This window comes from Cognataquiflexum aquatile (assembly GCF_003316845.1).
In the GTDB taxonomy this organism is placed as follows: Bacteria; Bacteroidota; Bacteroidia; order Cytophagales; family Cyclobacteriaceae; genus Cognataquiflexum; species Cognataquiflexum aquatile.
Window position 1 is genome coordinate 229,563 of sequence record NZ_QMIK01000003.1, and the last position, 18,784, is coordinate 248,346.

The 18,784-nt window shown below is 41.4% G+C and carries 13 protein-coding genes and 1 tRNA gene; 8 read left to right on the top strand and 6 right to left on the bottom strand.

Features of this window, described 5'->3' with window-relative positions; translation table 11 throughout:
- Nucleotides 1-627 precede the first annotated feature (627 nt).
- The 4 genes from DQW11_RS09820 to DQW11_RS09835 all read left to right on the top strand — a co-directional run bounded on the left by DQW11_RS09820 (nucleotide 628) and on the right by DQW11_RS09835 (nucleotide 12,509).
- A complete protein-coding gene (locus DQW11_RS09820; protein ID WP_113923900.1) occupies nucleotides 628-7,236 on the top strand; it encodes a polyketide synthase in 6,609 nt (2,202 codons plus the stop codon).
- A gap of 9 nt (nucleotides 7,237-7,245) precedes the next feature.
- Entirely contained in the window at nucleotides 7,246-11,271 is a 4,026-nt protein-coding gene (locus tag DQW11_RS09825) for a non-ribosomal peptide synthetase (RefSeq protein ID WP_113923901.1), read from the top strand.
- A gap of 21 nt (nucleotides 11,272-11,292) precedes the next feature.
- The gene (locus tag DQW11_RS09830; RefSeq protein WP_113923902.1) at nucleotides 11,293-11,574 is read left to right on the top strand and encodes a hypothetical protein; all 282 of its coding nucleotides are present in this window, start codon (nucleotides 11,293-11,295) and stop codon (nucleotides 11,572-11,574) included.
- A gap of 548 nt (nucleotides 11,575-12,122) precedes the next feature.
- Nucleotides 12,123-12,509 carry a DUF805 domain-containing protein gene (locus tag DQW11_RS09835; protein ID WP_113923903.1) on the top strand — a complete coding sequence of 129 codons (387 nt, stop codon included), beginning with the start codon at nucleotides 12,123-12,125 and terminating at the stop codon, nucleotides 12,507-12,509.
- Between the two features lie 118 nt (nucleotides 12,510-12,627).
- On the opposite strand, the gene DQW11_RS09840 is transcribed toward DQW11_RS09835, so the two are convergent.
- The 3 genes from DQW11_RS09840 to DQW11_RS09850 form a co-directional block, all read right to left on the bottom strand.
- Nucleotides 12,628-12,704, bottom strand: a tRNA-Ala gene (locus DQW11_RS09840).
- Nucleotides 12,705-12,759: 55 nt separating this feature from the next.
- Nucleotides 12,760-13,380, bottom strand: coding sequence for a recombination mediator RecR (recR, locus tag DQW11_RS09845; RefSeq protein ID WP_113923904.1), 621 nt, complete (start codon nucleotides 13,378-13,380; stop codon nucleotides 12,760-12,762).
- Nucleotides 13,381-13,393: 13 nt separating this feature from the next.
- Nucleotides 13,394-13,687: an ATP-dependent Clp protease adaptor ClpS gene (locus DQW11_RS09850; RefSeq protein ID WP_113923905.1), complete on the bottom strand. Its 294-nt coding sequence runs from the start codon at nucleotides 13,685-13,687 to the stop codon at nucleotides 13,394-13,396.
- Nucleotides 13,688-13,740: 53 nt separating this feature from the next.
- Between DQW11_RS09850 and DQW11_RS09855 the strand changes: the two genes are divergently transcribed.
- A complete protein-coding gene (locus tag DQW11_RS09855; RefSeq protein WP_113923906.1) occupies nucleotides 13,741-15,183 on the top strand; it encodes a sodium:solute symporter in 1,443 nt (480 codons plus the stop codon).
- Here DQW11_RS09855 and DQW11_RS09860 read toward each other — a convergent pair whose 3' ends face one another.
- The 3 genes from DQW11_RS09860 to DQW11_RS09870 form a co-directional block, all read right to left on the bottom strand.
- On the bottom strand, nucleotides 15,184-15,549 hold the full coding sequence (locus tag DQW11_RS09860) for a helix-turn-helix domain-containing protein (RefSeq protein ID WP_113923907.1): 366 nt from the start codon (nucleotides 15,547-15,549) through the stop codon (nucleotides 15,184-15,186).
- A 111-nt stretch (nucleotides 15,550-15,660) separates the two neighbouring features.
- Nucleotides 15,661-16,002: an MGMT family protein gene (locus DQW11_RS09865; protein WP_113923908.1), complete on the bottom strand. Its 342-nt coding sequence runs from the start codon at nucleotides 16,000-16,002 to the stop codon at nucleotides 15,661-15,663.
- Nucleotides 15,992-16,867, bottom strand: a complete 876-nt coding sequence (locus DQW11_RS09870; protein WP_113923909.1) for a mechanosensitive ion channel family protein — start codon at nucleotides 16,865-16,867, stop codon at nucleotides 15,992-15,994. The genes DQW11_RS09865 and DQW11_RS09870 overlap by 11 nt, the downstream gene beginning before the upstream one ends.
- Nucleotides 16,868-16,928: 61 nt before the next feature.
- Here DQW11_RS09870 and DQW11_RS09875 point away from each other — a divergent pair, with 61 nt between their 5' ends.
- Genes DQW11_RS09875 through DQW11_RS09885 form a run of 3 tightly spaced genes read left to right on the top strand, consistent with a single transcriptional unit; the run spans nucleotide 16,929 to nucleotide 18,759 of the window.
- Nucleotides 16,929-17,606, top strand: a complete 678-nt coding sequence (locus DQW11_RS09875; protein WP_113923910.1) for an SDR family NAD(P)-dependent oxidoreductase — start codon at nucleotides 16,929-16,931, stop codon at nucleotides 17,604-17,606.
- 14 nt (nucleotides 17,607-17,620) lie between these two features.
- Nucleotides 17,621-18,307 carry a head GIN domain-containing protein gene (locus tag DQW11_RS09880; RefSeq protein ID WP_113923911.1) on the top strand — a complete coding sequence of 229 codons (687 nt, stop codon included), beginning with the start codon at nucleotides 17,621-17,623 and terminating at the stop codon, nucleotides 18,305-18,307.
- Nucleotides 18,304-18,759 (top strand): nuclear transport factor 2 family protein, encoded by a 456-nt coding sequence (locus DQW11_RS09885; RefSeq protein ID WP_113923912.1) that lies wholly within the window; start codon nucleotides 18,304-18,306, stop codon nucleotides 18,757-18,759. The genes DQW11_RS09880 and DQW11_RS09885 overlap by 4 nt, the downstream gene beginning before the upstream one ends.
- The last annotated feature ends 25 nt before the right edge of the window (nucleotides 18,760-18,784 follow it).

Here is an 18,784-nt window from a genome sequence, read left to right on the forward strand (position 1 = left end):
TCAAATTTCCGTTCATTACAATTTACGGATTTCTTGTTTTTTCATTAAGTGAAAATTTTGACAATTTTGCCAGATTTTAGATTGTAAAAAAGATAGATATTGAAAAAAAATTAATTCAAGCAATTTTATGCGATAATTTGATAAGCAAAATTATACTTTTGACAAATATTAATTTGTTTTATAGGATTTTTGGAAAAATATATTGCATGAAATTTAGTATGGTATTGTACTAATCTTTAACTTTCTCCCCAACTAAGGATAAAATACATACTTTCTTTTTCAAATACCCACGAAGAAGTCTGGGAAAAATGCCGATGGTTTTACTCAGGATTAGATCTCCTGAGAAAGCCCCGGAAAAAAGATGAAAAGTAAAATGAAGGGGAAGGAAACCTGCCGAAAGATTCAAGAAACTGCACCCCTAAGAATTGAAAAAGTTTTGATCTTTAAAGAGAATAAAATCAACGCAATGGAATATTTCCGGATTGGTTTTCTTCTTGATTAAGAAGGAATTAAAGCCATGAAGACTTTAAGCCCAAAAATAAGTGTTTTATTTTTAGTTGAAAGAGTTTCGCCCTAGCAATAGTTCACCACCCCATTTTCTTCAATTAATTGAATTATTCCTGTTTTATGGAAAAAAACCTTATTCATTCTGGAATCGAAAAGAGTGCGTATTCTTTTCCAAATAAGACTGCTGTAGTTTTTAGAAACCAACGAATCACTTATCAAGAATTAAATAAAAAGGCATCTGTCCTGGCAAATGCCTTATGGCTAAAGGCACCCGGGGAACAGATAATCGGTCTCAGTACCACAAGGTCAATAGAGATGGTAATTGGGATGTTGGCCATCTTAAAATCAGGAAAAGCCTATCTTCCCATTGACCCCGGTTATCCCGATGAAAGAAAAACACAGATCATCAATATCTCCAAAATCCAATTTATTTTGGCAGACCAAAGTGAAGAAAGAACCTGGAAAAGCCAAGGCCTGAAAAGAATGGATTTTGGGCAGGAGAACTCGGAAGTTTCGAATATTATGCAGACCAGTGATATGGCTGCGATTTTGTTTACCTCAGGTTCCACAGGTCAGCCAAAAGGGGTAGTTCTCGGGCACCGGGGCATCTGCGATTACTTGGATTTTCAGATGACCTATCCTCAGGTAAACCCCAGCTCTAAAACCCTCCAATTCGCGCATTTAGGATTCGATGCCGCCATATTCGAAATTTTTGGAACTTTATTTTCCGGAGGAGAACTCCATTTAATTGAGGAAATCCAAAGGTTAGATGCCTTCAAAACTTTGGAATACATCAATGATAACAAGATCAACCGACTTTTTCTACCCTATGTAGCCCTCCAATACCTGACTGAGGAGGCGGTTGCTTGTGACAGATTCCCGGTGTCACTTACTGAGATTACTACAGGAGGGGAATTATTGAAAATTACCGAAAACATCCGGAAATTCTTCAGCAATATACCAAATGCCATCCTCAAAAACATTTATGGCCCTACCGAATGTACTGTGGATGTGACGGAATTGGTCTTGAAAGGAGATCCCTACCAATGGGAGGATATCCCTTCTATTGGTAAAGAAATCGATGCCTGCAAACTCTGGATTTTAGACAAGGAATCACAACCGGTAGTTGAAGGGGATGTAGGAGAATTGCATGTTGAAGGAAGCTGTCTTGCCCATGGCTACCTGAACAGACCGGAATTGACAGCAGAAAAATTTATTGCCTGGACCTCCCCAGAAGGTAGGCAAACAAGAATCTACAAAACCGGTGACTTGGTAATGAAGGATAAGGATGGGTTTTATCGGTACAAAGGAAGGGAAGATGACCAGGTAAAAATCAGGGGAAATAGGGTTGAAATCGGAGAAATTGAAATCACATTATCAAAAATACCTTGGGTAAGACAGGCAGTGGTCAAAGTAGATATAGATGCCGCTGGGCAGAAATTCCTTTGTGCCTATTTACAATTAACACCTGAATCAGAATGGAATCTGACAGCAATTAAAAATATCCTCAAAAATTCCCTTCCCGATTTCATGATTCCTGATTTTTTTGTTTCGGTGGAGGAGTTTCCAAAAACGTCCACAGGCAAAGTGGACAAAAAATATTTGCCAAAGCCCATCAACCTAAGACCGGAATGGATGGGGCTTGTTTCTTCTCCCTCCAACCGTTCCGAAACAAATATCCACGCCGCGTTTTTGGAAGTTTTGAACTACAATGAAATAGGATTGGAAGACAATTTTTTTGAATTGGGAGGGAATTCCCTAAAAGCCCAATGGCTGATTTCAAGAATAAGACAACAGCATGGGTATGAAGTGCCGATTACAAAATTTTACCAGTTCCCTACTGTAAATGGCTTGGCCAAGTATTTATCCGGGGGAGAAAAATCTATAGCTTCACCAAAAAGGGAATTGAAAGTTTCCGACAGGAAAGCAGGTATTGCGGTAATCGGACATGATCTCCTCTTTCCCGGTGCTTCCAATCCGGATGAATTTCTGGAGGTGCTGCGGTCCGGGACGGAAACGATCCGTTTTTTTGACAGGGAGGAATTGGATCCTTCCATTTCTTCCTCTTTAAGAAATAATCCCAACTATGTGGCAGCAAGGGGGATAATAGAGGATTATGATAAATTTGATGCCGGTTTTTTTGGTTTCAATCCCAAATTGGCTTCCATTACTGATCCCCAACTCAGAAAATTTCTGGAGGTTTGCTATGGTGCTTTGGAACAGGCTGGATACATCAAAGGCAAAATATCGGACAGCATTGGAGTTTTTGCAGGATGCAGCAACAATACCTATTTCAAAAATAACTTACAATCCCATTTGGACTTTGTAGAATCCTTTGGGGATTTTCAGGTATCCTCCCTCAATGAAAAGGATTACATTGCTACTAGGATTGCCTATCACCTGGATCTGAAAGGTCCTGCGGTGAGTGTCCATGCTGCTTGTTCTACTTCCCTTTTGGCAGTGGCACAGGCAGTGGAAGCCATCAGATCAGGAAAATGTGAGCTGGCTTTGGCAGGAGGCTCGAGTATCAAATCCCCGGTTTTTAGCGGACATTTATTCGAAGAGGGAAGCATAAACAGCAAGGACGGCCATGTCAATTCCTTTGACATCAATGCCAACGGAACCGTTTTCAGTGACGGGGTAGGGGTGGTTTTACTTAAACGCCTTGATTTGGCCATCGAGGATGGAGATGAAATCTATGCAGTCATAAAAGGAACCGGAGTCAACAATGATGGGGCAGGCAAAGGCAGTTTTTCTGCACCAAGTGCTTCCGGTCAATCTGATGCCATCAAACAGGCCATCGGGGAAGCAGGGGTAAATCCAAAAGACATTACATTTCTCGAAGCTCATGCGACCGCTACGCCAATCGGTGATCCAATAGAAATTGAAGGACTTGTATCTGCTTTTGGGCCTATGGATGAAAAGCAGTACTGTGCCATCGGAACAGTCAAAGCAAACCTTGGACATCTTAATGCCGCTTCCGGAATTGCAGGATTAATCAAGGTCCTACTTTCAATAAAGCACAAGGAACTTTTTCCCCAAATCAATTACAACAAATCGAACCCATCCATAGATTTTAAAAACAGCCCATTTTATGTCAATACCGAATTGACCCCATGGGAGCAAAACAAAAAAAGGATTGCCGGAGTCAGTTCATTTGGAGTAGGCGGAACCAATGTGCACCTTATTTTGGAGGAACATATTAAAAATGTGGAAGCACCACAGAATTCTTTTGGATTAGAAAATCCTGAATATCTTCTTTGTTGGTCTGCCAAATCAGAGGAAAGCCTTGACCTTTATGCTCAGAAACTCAAAGGGTTTCTTTTCAAAAACAATAGCATTGAATTAAAGGATTTGGCCTATACCCTAAACAGGTATCGACCTGATTATCCATTCAGAAGATTTTTGGTGGCCAAAGACAGGTCGAATTTAATTTCCATACTGGATCAAAAGAAAACTGTTTCCAAAAAGTCAAAATCACTTCCTGACCTTGCATTCCTCTTTCCGGGCCAGGGTTCTCAATACCTTCAGATGGGAAGAGAGCTTTACAACTATAACGAGGTTTTCAAAAACTCTCTTGACAGCTGCGCCAATATATTAAATGAATATCTGGACAGGCCATTGTTGGAAATTCTATATCCCAAAGGAAATTCAGAGGATTCCATGGAGATTTTAATGAACACCATGTATACCCAGCCCTGTATTTTCGCTGTTTCTTACTCCCTATCCCAGGTTTGGATGGACATGGGTATCAAACCCATGTTGCTTTGTGGCCATAGCATAGGAGAATTTGTAGCAGCGCATCTAGCCGGGGTTTTCAGCTTGGAAGACGCACTTAAAACAGTAGCAAAAAGAGGTGCTTTGGTAGCCAACCTGCCACGCGGAAGTATGCTGTCCGTGAGGTGCAGCGAGGAGGAAATCCTAAAATGGATACCTGATTCCCTATCCTTGGCCGGAATAAATGGGCCAAATCAAATTGTGGTAGCAGGAGAAAACGAGCAAGTCGACTTGTTTTCCCAAAAACTCCAGTCTATGGAAATTCCCAACAGGCTGTTAAAAACAAGCCATGCCTTCCATTCCCATATGATGGACTCTGCGATTCATGAGTTTACCAAATTCATGGAAGGAATCCGATTGGAAAAGCCCAAAATCCCAATTGTATCTACTGTCACCGGTAACTTCCTTTCAGATAGCCAGGCCACTGATATTTCCTATTGGACAGGACATATGAGGAATCCTGTCCGGTTTTCTGCTGCTGTTGATACGCTTTTTGAAGAAGGAAAAATCTTTCTCGAAGTGGGTCCCGGCAATGTCCTGTCCTCGCTATGCAGACAAAACCCAAAATCAACCGGTAAGGTTTTTTTAAACGGACTTATCCATACCGAACCTCTTTCTGACTTTAACCAATTCCTGAATACAGTTGGATCTCTTTGGACAGAGGGAGCGAATTTGGATTGGAGAAAAATAAACAGTCCTCAAGGAAAAAAAATAAACTTACCTACCTACGCCTTCAAAAAGGAATTGACATGGCTTAATCCTATCCAAACAAAAATAGCCTTTTCTGGACCTCAAAACGGCATAGTCCAAGAACAGGCTCAAAATTTAGCAACACAAAATAGAATAGAAAACATGAACAGAATTGAAAAAATCAAAAATGAAGTCATTCAAGTCATCGAAGAAACCACAGGCATGGGGGTTCAGAATGATACTTCTTCATTTTTGGAGATGGGGTTTGATTCTCTTTTATTGACCCAATTGGCGACTAGCTTAAAAAAACAATTCAAAACATCCATTACTTTCAGACAGTTGAATGAATCCCTATCGGACCTCAATTCTCTAGCCGGATTTTTAGACAGTGAACTTCCCCCAAATGTCTACAGGGAGGAAATTGCAGTTCCCGATTCAGTTTCGCAAATCATTCCAAAAACTGAGGTTTTTTTTCCAAATCCGAATAATGTACAAAATCAGGTTAATCCGAGTTCCAATCACCTCGACTTGATTTCCTTGCAGTTGGACCTTCTTTCACAACAAATCAGGCTTCTCAATTCAGGTTATTCATTGCCATCCAACGGAAAATCCAACCAAATCCCCGAACTGGTCAAGCCTACGGAAATTAAGTTCAGCGATACAGAATCAAAGCCTGCCGAAGTCTCAAAAACCATTCCTGAGATCCCTAAAACTTTTGGGGCAATGGCCAAAATAGACAAAGTGAGTACTGAATTGACTCCTGCACAGAACAAATTCATCAAGGAATTTGTAATGAGGTTCAATGAAAAAACCAAAGGCAGTAAAAACTATACGCAACTCCATCGTTCCCATATGGCTGACCCAAGGGTTGTCTCAGGATTCAAACCCGCTACGAAGGAAATGACCTACTCTTTGGTCGTCAACAAATCAGAAGGCAACCTTCTATGGGACATTGATGGCAATGAATACCTCGACGTACTCAATGGATTTGGCTCAATATTACTTGGCCATAGACCTGACTTCATTCAGGAAGCCATTTCAAAACAAATGGAAAAAGGTTACGAGATCGGCCCACAACATGAATTATCAGGTGAGGTCAGTAAGTTGGTCAGTGACATTACGGGACATCAGCGTGTAGCCTTGTGTAATACAGGATCAGAAGCCGTCATGGGTGCGGTAAGAATGGCAAGAACAATCACCGGAAGATCCCTGATTGTATCATTTACAGGTTCTTATCACGGCATCTTTGACGAGGTTATTGTAAGAGGCATGCCAAACGGCAAAAGCTATCCGGCTGCAGCCGGTATTATGGCAGGGGCGGTACAAAATATCCTGGTGTTGGATTATGGAACTCCCGAATCAATGGAAATAATCAAATCCAAAAAGAATGAAATTGCGGCAGTCTTGGTCGAACCTGTTCAAAGCCGGAGACCTGAATTTCAACCTTTAGAATTTTTAAAGGAATTAAGAAATGTCTGTACAGAAAGCGGTGCAGCCCTGATTTTTGATGAGATCATTACTGGATTTAGAATGCACCTTAAAGGAGCCCAAGGCATATTCAACATCAAAGCGGACATCGCAACCTATGGTAAGGTCGCCGGAGGCGGACTGTCAATTGGCATTATTGCGGGAGAATCAAAGTTTATGGATGCCTTGGACGGAGGATACTGGAACTACGGAGATGAGTCCATTCCGGAAGTTGGGGTTACCTATTTTGCCGGGACTTTTGTTAGGCATCCGCTTGCCCTTGCTAGCACCAAAGCTTCTTTGGAGTTTCTAAAAAAAGACAATGGCAAACTTCAGGTGGCCTTGGCTGCCATGACCCAGAAAATTGCAGATGCACTTGATGGCCTTTTTGCAGCACATGGACTACCTTTTTACGTTGCCCATTTCGGTTCATTATGGAAAGTGAAATACCATCAGGAACTGCCTTATACGGAATTGATTTTTGCGATTTTGAGGGAAAAAGGGATCCATATCTATGATGGTTTTCCATGTTTTCTCACCACTTCCTATACCGAAAAGGATATCGACAGGATCGTCAATTCTTTCAAAGAAGCCATTGAAGAGCTCTTATCCTATGGTTTTTTCAAAAATGAATTTCAAAAAAAACCGGTTGCTGCTCTGACTTCATCATGGTCCAGCAAGAATCCCCCGGTCCCCGGCGCAAGATTGGGAAAGGATCTTAATGGAAATCCTGCCTGGTTTGTAAAGGATGCCAATGATCCCGAAAAATTCCAAAAACTGAGTATTGAAGCCTAATTGCAGCATATGTCTGATCAGATCAAATTTGAAAGTGTTGATTATAATCCCTTCAGGGAAGCCGAAATTCTTAAAGTATCCGGATTGGTGGATGCCCAAAAAGAAATTTGGCTGGCCTGTAAGATTGGGGGAAAGGAAGCCAATTTATCTTACAATGAGTCTATTTCGCTGATCCTGGAAGGTATTCTGAATGAAGAACACCTGAGTCAGGCCTGTCAAATCCTTTCTGAAAGGCACGAGGCTTTGAAGATGGTTTTTGCTCCAAACGGCAGACAGTATATGGTCACCGACCAAGCAAATGTTCCCTTTCTTTTTTTGGATTGGACAGAAGCAGACAGAATAGAAAGGGATTTCCGGCTGGCACATTTTCTCGAAAAGGAAGTTGACACTGAATTTGACCTTCAAAACGGCCCCTTGGCCCGGTTTACCCTTATCAAGCTGGAAGATAATATACACCATTTCACCATCACGGCCCACCATTTGGTATGTGATGGTTGGTCATTTGGCATCCTGTTTGAAGAATTGGCAAGTATTTACAATTCACTTTTCGAAGGAATACCGTTCAACTTACCGGAAGCAGTTCCATTTTCCAAATATGCTTTGGAAATGGAAAAGTTTTCCCTTTCGGCAGATTATACCAAAGTAGAAAATTATTGGAAAAAGAGGTTCTCACCTTTGCCAAATCCCATGGACCTCCCCACAGAGGTGCCTAGGCCAAAAGAAAGAACCTTTAAGTGCCGTCGTGATGATTTTAGCCTTCAAAAAAGTCAGGTGGTACAACTGCGGGATTTGGCCAAAAGAAACAACACCAGTTTAGTCAATACTCTGATGGCTGCTTTCGAAGTCTTCCTTCTTAAAATGACCGGACAGGAAGATATCGTATTGGGTCTGCCTGCAGCCGGACAAGCAGCAACTGATAACTTGGTGTTGGTGGGTCATTGCGTCAACCTCCTTCCGATCAGGGCCACCATCGATCCCGAAATTTCATTTGGGCAGTACCTTTCAATAAGAAAAGCCCAATTGCTAGATGATTATGAGCACCAATGCTATACCTTCGGCAATCTTCTCAAAGCCCTTCAGGTGAAAAGGGACAGTTCCAGGATTCCATTGGTGCCCGTGGTTTTCAACATTGATATGGGTATGGACAGTCAGGTCAGATTCAAAGACCTGCAGCATACCCTTATTTCCAATCCAAGAAAATACGAAAATTTTGAAATTTTCCTTAACCTGACTTCCAAATCGGACGAACTCATTTTTGAATGGTCCTGCAATGAAAATCTCTTTTCGGGAAAGACAATAGCAGATTGGATGGAGGGTTTCAATAGCCTCATCCAACAGGTGACAGCGGATGCTTCCCAGCCTATAAAAAAGTTGACGTTACATTCTGAAAATAACCTAAGTAAGCTTCAGGTGTGGAACAATACCCAAGTAAAGTTGCCGGTAGAAAATTCATTTTTGGAGATTTTTTGGCAACAGGCTGAGTTGTATCCTAAGGAAATTGCCTATACGGCCAATGGAAGGGATTTTAGCTATAGACAATTAAGAAAACTTGCCAATGGTTATGCCTATGACCTTCAAAAACTGCAAATAAGGGCGGGAGACGTCGTGGGAGTCATGTTGGACAGAAATGAAAAGTTACTTCCAATGCTCCTGGGGATTTTGGAACTTGGTGCCACCTACCTTCCCTTAGACCCCAATTTTCCTGAGGAGCGTATTTCTTACATGCTCCGTGATGCAAACACCGGATTATTGGTCACAGAACCCCATTACAAAACCAGATTTGAATACTTACTTCCTCAATGGATTTTGGAGGACCGGCAAGAGGACAGTCAGCAAGGGATATATAAAGGAGAGGTGCCTATGAGGGACCATTTGGCCTACATTCTTTACACCTCCGGTTCCACAGGCCAACCAAAAGGCGTAAAAATTTCACACCTTAACCTCCTCAACTTCCTGGTTTCTATGCAGAATTGCCCTGGTATCAAAAAAGGAGACAGGCTTTTGGCGATCACAACAGTTTCTTTTGACATAGTAGGTTTGGAATTGTTTTTACCTTTGATCTCAGGTGCTACTGTGGTGCTTGCTTCTCATGAGGAAAGCAAAGACGGGAGATTATTGCTCCAAGTCATGCACCGTGAAAACATTACAATGATGCAGGCTACTCCCGCAACCTGGAGAATGTTGCTGATTTCGGGTTGGAGCGATCCCAAGCACATGACCTTGATTTGTGGTGGAGAAGCACTCACACAAGACCTCAGCCAAAAACTTCTTCATTTGGTTGGACCTTTTTGGAATGTGTATGGGCCGACAGAGACAACTGTTTGGTCAACTTTGAAGTATATCCATGATCCCGATGACCTCAGTATCGGTAGACCCATCGCCAACACACAGGTGTATATCCTCGACCAAAACCAACAGCCATGTCTCCCCGGAGTAATCGGGGAAATCTGTATCGGTGGACTGGGAGTTGCCAAAGGTTATCATCATAGACCGGAATTGACAGAGGAAAAATTTATCCCCGATACCTTTTCCGAAGTGCATGATGCCAAAATCTACCGGACCGGAGATCTTGGAAAATTCCTTCCCAACGGAGAAATAGCCTGTTTGGGAAGAATGGATTTCCAGGTCAAAATCAGGGGATACCGAATAGAATTGGGTGAAATAGAGGCCCAACTTAATTTATTGGAGAAAATCCAACAAGCAGCAGTCCAAGCCATTGAAATACCGAAAGGCAATAAGATAATGGTTGCTTATTTGGTTCCCAAGGTACCCCAAAATACCTATGAGACTGAGTCTTTGATTCATGAAATCCGTGCTCAACTAAAAAAAAGCCTGCCCGATTACATGATTCCTACGGAATGGATGCTTTTGGAAAAATTGCCTTTGACCAATAATAACAAAGTCGATAGAATAAAGCTTCCTATTCCAGAACCTAAGGAAGTTTCACTTCCTGGTTTGGCAAAACCTCCCCAAAGTACTCATGAAGTTTTGGTTGCAGGTCTTTGGGAAAAAGTGCTTCAAAGGAAGATTGTTTCCGTTGAGGCTGACTTCTTTGAATTGGGAGGACATTCCTTAGCTGCATTGGAAGTGGTGGTATTGTTAGAAAGCGAAACAGGGATCAAACTTCCTGTCAACAGCATTTTTAAATATCCCGATCTCCAATCATTTGCCAGACTTTTGGATCCCATCCAAAATGACAATATCTCATGGAAGTCATTGGTCCACATCAAACCATCAGGCAAAAAAATACCATTGTTTCTGATTCATGGTGCAGGGGCTAACATCACCTCCTTCTATGGCTTGGCAACACACTTTTCTATTGACCAACCGGTATACGGAATCCAGTCAAAAGGTTTAGACGGCTTGGAAGAACCATTGACAACCATTGAAGAAATGGCAGCTTATTACCTAGAGGAAATCCGAAAAGTCTTTCCTTCAGGGCCTTTCCATGTGGGAGGCCAATCTTTTGGAGCCTATGTTGCCTTTGAAATGGCCAAACAGCTGAAGTCTAGGGGAGAAGGAGTTGGAAAAGTTTTTCTTTTTGATGTATCCGCCTATCAATCTGACGCGGTAATGACAAGTTGGGATAAGATGAAGTTTAAATTCAACAAGCAAATAGAAAAGAGGGTTATAGATGTCAAGCTTGCTGTATACCACCCGGATTCATTCAAAAGAATGAAGTCCAGATCCTATCTCAGGAAAAAAGTAATAATGCAAAAATGGTTGGGTCTGGATAAAGACAAGGCAGCATCAGGCTTGTTTGAGACCATTGAAAAGATCAGGAGTATCAACCATGAAGCCATGGACAACTACCTTCTTTCTCCCTATGAAGGAGAAATTGTTTTGGTTAAAGCACGAATAATGACATTCTTGGTGGAGGAAGTTCAGTTTTATGGATGGAAGCCATATGCTGATAAAGTTATTCCTTTGGAGGTGGAGGGTGACCATAATTCCATGATCGATGACCCCAAATTGGCGGTGGATTTTGCTCTCAAGATTCAGGCAATCATGGATGACTGGTCCAAGACTGTTTAAAATGATTGCTATGATTTTGACATGTCCGGTCTGGTCAATGCCCACGTCAATCCCCTGATTCCGATCAATTCCGTCACCGAACGCTACTATTGGGGAGTATGCAGGGACGAAAGCTTGTTTCAAAATACAAGGGAATATTACCTGTCGATCGAAAACAATATTTGGGAGGCCTATGGCAAATTATCCCCAAGCCTGAGTCCCAATGAACAGGAAAACACCAAGAAATTCCTGACCGCCTATTTTGATATCCTCAAGGACGACAGGAAATTCAGGGACAATATTTTCTCTAATTGTAGGAAGTAGCTCTGATAATTTTGGATCTTAATGAAAAACCATGTCAATGCTTGTTTAAATAGCATTTGCATGATTTTGTTATTTTGAAAGAATATTTTTTATGGTTACCCGCTTTTATACCATTGGCCAAATATCATTTTTCTTTCCTTTGGCAAGCTCTGTGAACAGATAACTTTAGGCTTGAGGGGGAGGGAGAAATGAGGCAAAGCCTCATTTCTCCCTCCCCCTTTTTACATCTATAAATCCTGATGGTCGAGCCTGCCGAGACTATTCTGTAAGAAATCACATCCTGTTAAGAAGGCGGATATACATATTACTTCTTTATTAATGAATGTATGTTCGAAAAATAGTTTTTATTTAAGTTTAATTAACTATTGTTTGATTAATGAATACTTCCTATTTTAGGAATAAGAAATCTGTTTTTTTAGATTTCCTGACGCCAACATTACCCGCTGCCCCTTTTAACATATCAACAATGGAGTCCAGAGACCATAACAAACGGGGCGAAACCGAAAAGCCAGACGAGTAGGAAAAAAATATTTCCCCAAACTAGTGTTATGGATTATTTCATCAGTGCATTGAAGAATTATGCGACTTTTTCCGGAAGAGCAAGGAGAAGTGAATATTGGTTTTTTAGCTTGTTTTACATGATTTTTGCTGTGGTGGCTATCACGCTTGATAATTTGTTTGGAATCACAATTGAGGGTCTTTTTTATGGCCCACTTTATTTTATTTTAATATTTGCCATGATTGTTCCAAGTTTGGCTGTAGCTGTGAGAAGACTGCATGATGTGGGAAAAAGCGGTTGGTTTTATTTCATAATTTTGATCCCATTTATTGGGGCTGTTTGGTTTTTGGTTTTGGCTTCAACTGACAGTCAGCCTGGCAGAAATAAATACGGACAAAACCCTAAAGGAATTGGCAATGAAGTGATCCTTTCCTAAAATTTCCACAAAAAATCAAGGAAGTCTGATACCTGATAGGTGTCAGACTTTTTTTAGCATTTCAAGTTGTGCTTTTCTGAAGCGGTAGAAAAAAAAGACCCACTTTTCAGTGAGTCTTTGGTGGAGGATAACGGATTCGAACCGATGACCCCTACACTGCCAGCGTAGTGCTCTAGCCAGCTGAGCTAATCCCCCTTTTTTATTGGTCTGCAAATATAGAAATGCTTTTGGATCAGACAAAAGAAAATCGCTATTCGGCAGAATAATTTACACGTGTCAGGATACTCCTTCCCAAGGTCACTTCATCGGTATATTCCAATTCTCCGCCGATGGGAATGCCACGGGCGATGGTACTGACTTTGATGCCAAATTCCTTGAGCCTTCTGGTAATGAAAAATGAGGTGGTATCGCCTTCCATAGTTGCAGGCAAGGCAAGGATAACTTCCTTTACTTTTTCAGTTTCAGGAGTATGGGCAATCCTTTGGATCAGGGATTCGATATTCAGGTCATCAGGACCGATGCCCTGAATAGGAGAAATTACTCCTCCCAAGACATGGTAAAGACCGTTATATTGTGAGGTGTTTTCGATGGCAAGGACGTCAGGAATGTCTTCTACCACACAGATGATACTCCTTTCCCTTCTTCTTCCCGCACAGATGCTGCATACTTCTGCATCGGATATGTTGTGACAAAGGCTGCAATACTTGATGTCTTTTCTGAGGGAAAGCAAAGACCGCGTCAGCTCTTCGGTGACGTTTTCTTTTTGCTTGAGGAGGTGGAGGGCAAGTCTGAGCGCCGTCTTTTTGCCGATTCCCGGCAGGCGGCTGATTTCATTGACTGCTTCTTCAATCAGTTTGGAGGGGAAATTCACTTTTCCGGATGGGTTAGACGATGGCAGCTTGGATACCTGCGTCCAAAATCGCCTCGCACATGGGTTTCAATTTGGTACGGCTGCCTTTTTTGACAGAACATTTTCCTTTGTAGTGAATGATCAGCGTGCACTGTTCAGCTTGTTCAGGGGTATGCTGACATACTTTGATGAGGATCTTGGCTACGTGTTCAAAAGTATTGATATCATCATTAAACACCACCAATTCGCATTCGTCTATGTCGATCAGTTCCTCCAAAAGGACTTCGACCTCTTCCAACATGGGATATGCCTGTGTATGGTAATTCATTTTGCAAATTTAATAATTATGGGCAATTTAGCGAATTCTACCCTTAAGCCACTATGGACCCAAAGTTAGTATTAATTGTCTTAACAATATATTTTGCGCTCTTGTTCTTGATATCTTGGTTTACTTCAAGAAATGTATCCAAAGACACTTTTTTTACAGGAGACAGACAATCGCCGTGGTTTTTGGTAGCTTTTGGGATGATCGGGGCCTCTCTATCGGGAGTGACTTTTATTTCTGTTCCGGGGGAAGTGGGCAATACAAGCTTTCACTATTTTCAGGTTGTCTTGGGGTATACTTTGGGATATTTTGTCATTGCCAAAGTCTTGCTTCCGCTCTATTACAGGCTAAACCTTGTCTCCATATATGCCTATCTGGAAACACGGTTTGGCTTTTGGTCTTATAAAACAGGAGCTTTTTTCTTCATCCTGTCACGGACTTTAGGTTCCTCCATCCGGGTTTTCCTTGTCGCAGGGGTACTGCAATTGGCCCTGTTTGACAGTTTGGGAATTCCGTTTTGGGTTTCGGTATTGATTACAGTTTCATTGATATGGCTGTATACTTTCCAAGGTGGGATCAAAACTGTTGTTTGGACAGATACCCTCCAGACATTTTTTTTGCTGGCGGCTGTAGTATTGAGCATATATCTGATCGGTAAAGACTTGGGAATTTTGAGTATCAAGCAATTTGTCGGTACTATTGCCGATGACCCCAGGTCTGAGATATTCAATTGGGATTGGAAATCGGGCACTAATTTTTTCAAGCAATTTGCATCCGGTGCGTTTATCACCATCGTGATGACGGGATTGGACCAGGACATGATGCAGAAAAACCTGACTTGCCGTAACCTCAAGGATGCACAGAAAAACATGTTTTGGTTTACCATCACATTGGTTGTTGTCAACCTGCTCTTTTTGTGTTTGGGCGTACTTCTTTATATCTATGCCGAGACCAACGGAATTCCTATCCCGACCAAATCAGATGATTTATATCCTTTGCTCGCCACTTCCTATTTCAGCGAGTTTGTTGGGATAATTTTTATTCTGGGAATAATTGCGGCAGCATATTCTAGTGCCGATTCTACATTGACAGCATTGACTACCTCTTTTTGTTATGATTTTCTCGAAATAGAAAAAAGATACGAAAAGGAAAAGCAAGTCTCCGTGCGTAAAAAAGTCCATATCGGATTTACAGCTTTGATGTTTTTGGCCATATTGATGTTCAAGTGGATCAACGACCAAAGCGTCATCAACTCAGTCTTCATCATAGCCGGATATACCTATGGGCCACTGCTCGGGTTATATGCATTTGGATTGTTTACCAAATGGGAAGTCCGGGACAGGTTTGTGCCCTATCTTGCTGTGGCAGCGCCTTTGTTGGCATTTGCCATCAGCCAAAATTCACAGCAATTATTGTGGGGCTACAAGTTTGGCTTTGAGGTTTTGATCCTCAATGGCCTCCTCATGTTTACAGGATTATATTTTGTGAGAAAAAAATAATCAAAGCTCCTGTTTTGCGATCAGGTCGTTGATTTTCTTTAATCTTTGGATGTTGCTTTCCAATTTTCCGGAGCTTCCGTCCAGATCAACCAAAATGGAAACCAGACCGCTTTGTTTTTTTTGAGAATCTTGAATGTGGTTGACAGAAGGGATTTTTGAAATCAATTCCTGCACATCTACTTCATATAAGTCTGCAAGCCTGATGGCATCTTCCATTTTGAGGTTAGACCTGCCCTGTTCGTACCTTGAATAAGCAGTATAGTCCTTTTTGCCTAAGTACTCGGCGATATATTCCTGGGTATAGCCTCTCAAGACCCTGTGTTTTCGGAGGTTTTCTGCGATGTGACTTTTCAATGCTGTTTCCATATTCTATTGCTTTTGAATAGATATTGCAAAAAGCATACACTTTTGTGCCAACTGGGTAAAAAATCTGTGAAAAAAACGAATAATACGCTCAAATGCCTTAAAAAAGAGCATTTAATCTTCTAATTTTATTTCATTGGGACTCCAAAAATGTTTTTCGAAATCCTGTATTTTATCATTCACAATCCTGATTCCTTCGGATTCCAAAAGCTGTTGCATTCTTTCGGGCGGAGAGAAATGGTGCTTTCCTGTCAGCAATCCATTTCTGTTGACTACGCGATGTGCGGGTACATCAGGTTGGGCATGACAGGCGTTCATGGCATAGCCGACCATCCTCGCCCCGCTTTTCAGTCCCAGGTAATTTGCAATGACCCCATACGAAGTTACTTTTCCCTTTGGGATCAGTCGGACAACCTGGTAAACAAGGTCAAAATAATTTTCCTTCTCAGTTTTCATTCAAAAGATTTAAAAGTGACTGATGCAATTCGGATTTAATTTGATTCTCTTTGGTCAATGAGGATTCGAGCGAAACTTTGATGGTAAACACTTCCTTCTGAATGGCGATCAATTCCACTTTAATATTGGCCACCTCTTTTTTCTTGATCCTTTTTTCAAATCCTGCAACCAGATTTGATTCAATTTCGGCAAGGCTGAATTTTAGATGATAAGGTAATTCCATTTGAAAATCGACTTTTCTATGGTCCAGCCTGCTTAAATTGGTCACCTGAACGCCAAGAACAAGGTTGTTTGGGATAATGGTTTTGTATCCGTCGTCTTTTTTGATCACTACATTCAGAAGGGTGATGTCCTCGATGACACCTGTGTTTTCGCCGATTTTGATGGTATCGCCGAGAGAAAACTGATCGGTGAACATGATGATCAAACCATTGATGATGTTGTTGACATAATCTTTGGTAAGAATGGCAATCGCCGCTGCCACTATGGTCAAGCTTGTCAAAAATTCCAAGGGCTGGATATCAAAAGCTAGCATCAAAGCAATGACAAAAACCACTGAATTGAGTATATTCGAAATCCAGGTTATGCCAATCAGGAAATTTCCGTGAACCTTTTCATCCATGGTTTTCCTTAAGTAAATGCGGGCCGTGAATATTCTTCCAAGTGAAATTAGGATATTGCCGCCCAATAAAAACAGGATTGCCCTGTGGATACTGTTCAGGCCGGAAAATTTGGAAAGGTAAAATTGGACTTCAGGAATGAATTTTGCCCCTAGAAGGAATATCAGATAGATGACCAGCTTCAGGATAAAGACCCTTTTCTTTTTGGACTCAATGGTTTGGATCAGGGATTTTTGTATTTCCATAGAAAAGAAAAATATAGGCTAATTTTGGTAAAAGTAATAGAAACAAAAAAAAGTTTGATTCATGGAAAGGAATTTAATTATAACGGGCGCAGCAGGAAACTTAGGCAAGGCAGTCGTTGAAAAATTTAAGCGGGAAGGATATAAGGTGATTGCTACAGTTTTGCCCGGTACAGGAGAGACGGTAGAGGAAGCCGACGATGTCTATGAAGTAGATGTCACAGATGAACATGCGGTCAAAGACTTTGCAAATGATTATATCATGCAATATGGAGAGGTGGATGCGATCTGCTTATTGGTTGGAGGTTTTGCCATGGGAGACATTGAGCATACAGGTCTTGAGGATTTGGATAAAATGATCAAACTCAATTTTTATTCTGCTTTTACTATGGTAAAAAGTTTTTTGCCTTTGATGAAAAAAGCTGACTTTGGCGATTTTTTATTTGTAGGAGCGAGGCCTGCCCTGCAACCTGAAGATGCAAAAAACGTTGTGGCTTATGCTTTGAGTAAGAGACTTGTGGTAGAACTTGCCAATTATGTGGCAGAGGATGTCAAAAATACTAAGATCAGGGCGCATGTTTTTGTACCGAGTACGATTGATACGCCGGCAAATAGAGAATCAATGCCTGATGCGGACTTTACGAAGTGGGTGGGGACAGCCGAAATAGCCGAGGCAATGCACTATGCAGTCAATAACCCATCGCTTCGAAACATGACTTTCAAATTATATGGAGGAATCTAAACCTAACACTAAATATGAAAAAGAAGATTAAACTCATTCTAATTGCCTTGATTGCTTTTGTAGGATTTACAAATGCACAAACTCAAAGTGATTCCAGACCTTTGAGGGAATTCAATGTGGTAAAAGTTTCCAATTCTATCAAAGCAGAATTGGTCAAAGGAGATGAGAACAAAGTAGATATTACTGCAAGCGGGATAGACGTGGGAAAAGTGGAGACTTCAGTGGTGGGTGATGCACTGGAAGTGAGGCTTGCCAGGGGAAATTATAGAAACCATTCTGTAAAAGTGGTAGTGACTTATGTGGATATTCAGGGAATTGAAGCCACTTCAAGTGCACAGGTAGTTGCCAAAAGTAAAATTGAAGCCCAAGAGGCTTATTTGGCTTCTTCCAATAATGCTTATTTGGAAGCAATGGTAGATGCTGAAAAGCTAAACCTGGAAGCTGCCACAAATTCCCGGATCTTTATCAAAGGGAAAGTCGGCCAATTGGAAGCAAATGCCTATACCAATGCGCAGATCGATGGGATGAACCTTGTTGCAGAAAATGTAAACGTGCTCGGCAATACCACAGCAAGCATCAGCTTTACGGCGACATCTTCCATCAACGGTTCTTTGGCAACAGCCGCCAAAATTGTGTACGACGGCAATCCAACGGAGGTTAATGTCAAAACAGGTACAGGAGGTAGCATCAAGAAAAAATGAAAAGGATATTTATTGCCTCGCTGATTATATTTTCACTTTCAGCAACTTCCCTTTTTGCGCAGCAAAATGAGGAAGTCAGACAAGTGATTGCCTCGATGTTTGAGGGAATGAAGTCAAAAAATACCGACTTGATAAAAGCAGCTTTCCATCCCGATGCGACTATGCAGACTGTGAAAAGTGGAGAAAACGGATCTGAATTGGGATCTAACTCGGTAGCGGATTTTGTAACCAGGATTGCCTCCTCTCCAGCCACTACGATCTTGGACGAACGGATTATGGACTATCAGATTAAAGTCGACGGGGACATGGCAGCGGCTTGGACACCTTATGAATTTTATGTCAATGACAATTTCAGCCACTGCGGAGTCAATTCATTCCAATTGATCAAAATAACAGAAGGTTGGAAAATCACTTATATCATCGATACCCGAAGGAAAGAAGGTTGCAAATAAATTCAAATTTTGATTACCTATCCAT

What these genes read in the sequence shown, in the direction of transcription:
- DQW11_RS09820 (WP_113923900.1), top strand. Translation starts at nt 628, where the DNA reads ATGGAAAAAAACCTTATTCATTCTGGAATCGAAAAGAGTGCGTATTCT.
- DQW11_RS09870 (WP_113923909.1), bottom strand. Translation starts at nt 16,867, where the DNA reads ATGGAAATACAAAAATCCCTGATCCAAACCATTGAGTCCAAAAAGAAA.
- DQW11_RS09865 (WP_113923908.1), bottom strand. Translation starts at nt 16,002, where the DNA reads ATGAAAACTGAGAAGGAAAATTATTTTGACCTTGTTTACCAGGTTGTC.
- DQW11_RS09880 (WP_113923911.1), top strand. Translation starts at nt 17,621, where the DNA reads ATGAAAAAGAAGATTAAACTCATTCTAATTGCCTTGATTGCTTTTGTA.
- DQW11_RS09860 (WP_113923907.1), bottom strand. Translation starts at nt 15,549, where the DNA reads ATGGAAACAGCATTGAAAAGTCACATCGCAGAAAACCTCCGAAAACAC.
- DQW11_RS09825 (WP_113923901.1), top strand. Translation starts at nt 7,246, where the DNA reads ATGTCTGATCAGATCAAATTTGAAAGTGTTGATTATAATCCCTTCAGG.
- DQW11_RS09885 (WP_113923912.1), top strand. Translation starts at nt 18,304, where the DNA reads ATGAAAAGGATATTTATTGCCTCGCTGATTATATTTTCACTTTCAGCA.
- DQW11_RS09830 (WP_113923902.1), top strand. Translation starts at nt 11,293, where the DNA reads ATGTCCGGTCTGGTCAATGCCCACGTCAATCCCCTGATTCCGATCAAT.
- DQW11_RS09855 (WP_113923906.1), top strand. Translation starts at nt 13,741, where the DNA reads ATGGACCCAAAGTTAGTATTAATTGTCTTAACAATATATTTTGCGCTC.
- DQW11_RS09850 (WP_113923905.1), bottom strand. Translation starts at nt 13,687, where the DNA reads ATGAATTACCATACACAGGCATATCCCATGTTGGAAGAGGTCGAAGTC.
- DQW11_RS09875 (WP_113923910.1), top strand. Translation starts at nt 16,929, where the DNA reads ATGGAAAGGAATTTAATTATAACGGGCGCAGCAGGAAACTTAGGCAAG.
- DQW11_RS09835 (WP_113923903.1), top strand. Translation starts at nt 12,123, where the DNA reads ATGGATTATTTCATCAGTGCATTGAAGAATTATGCGACTTTTTCCGGA.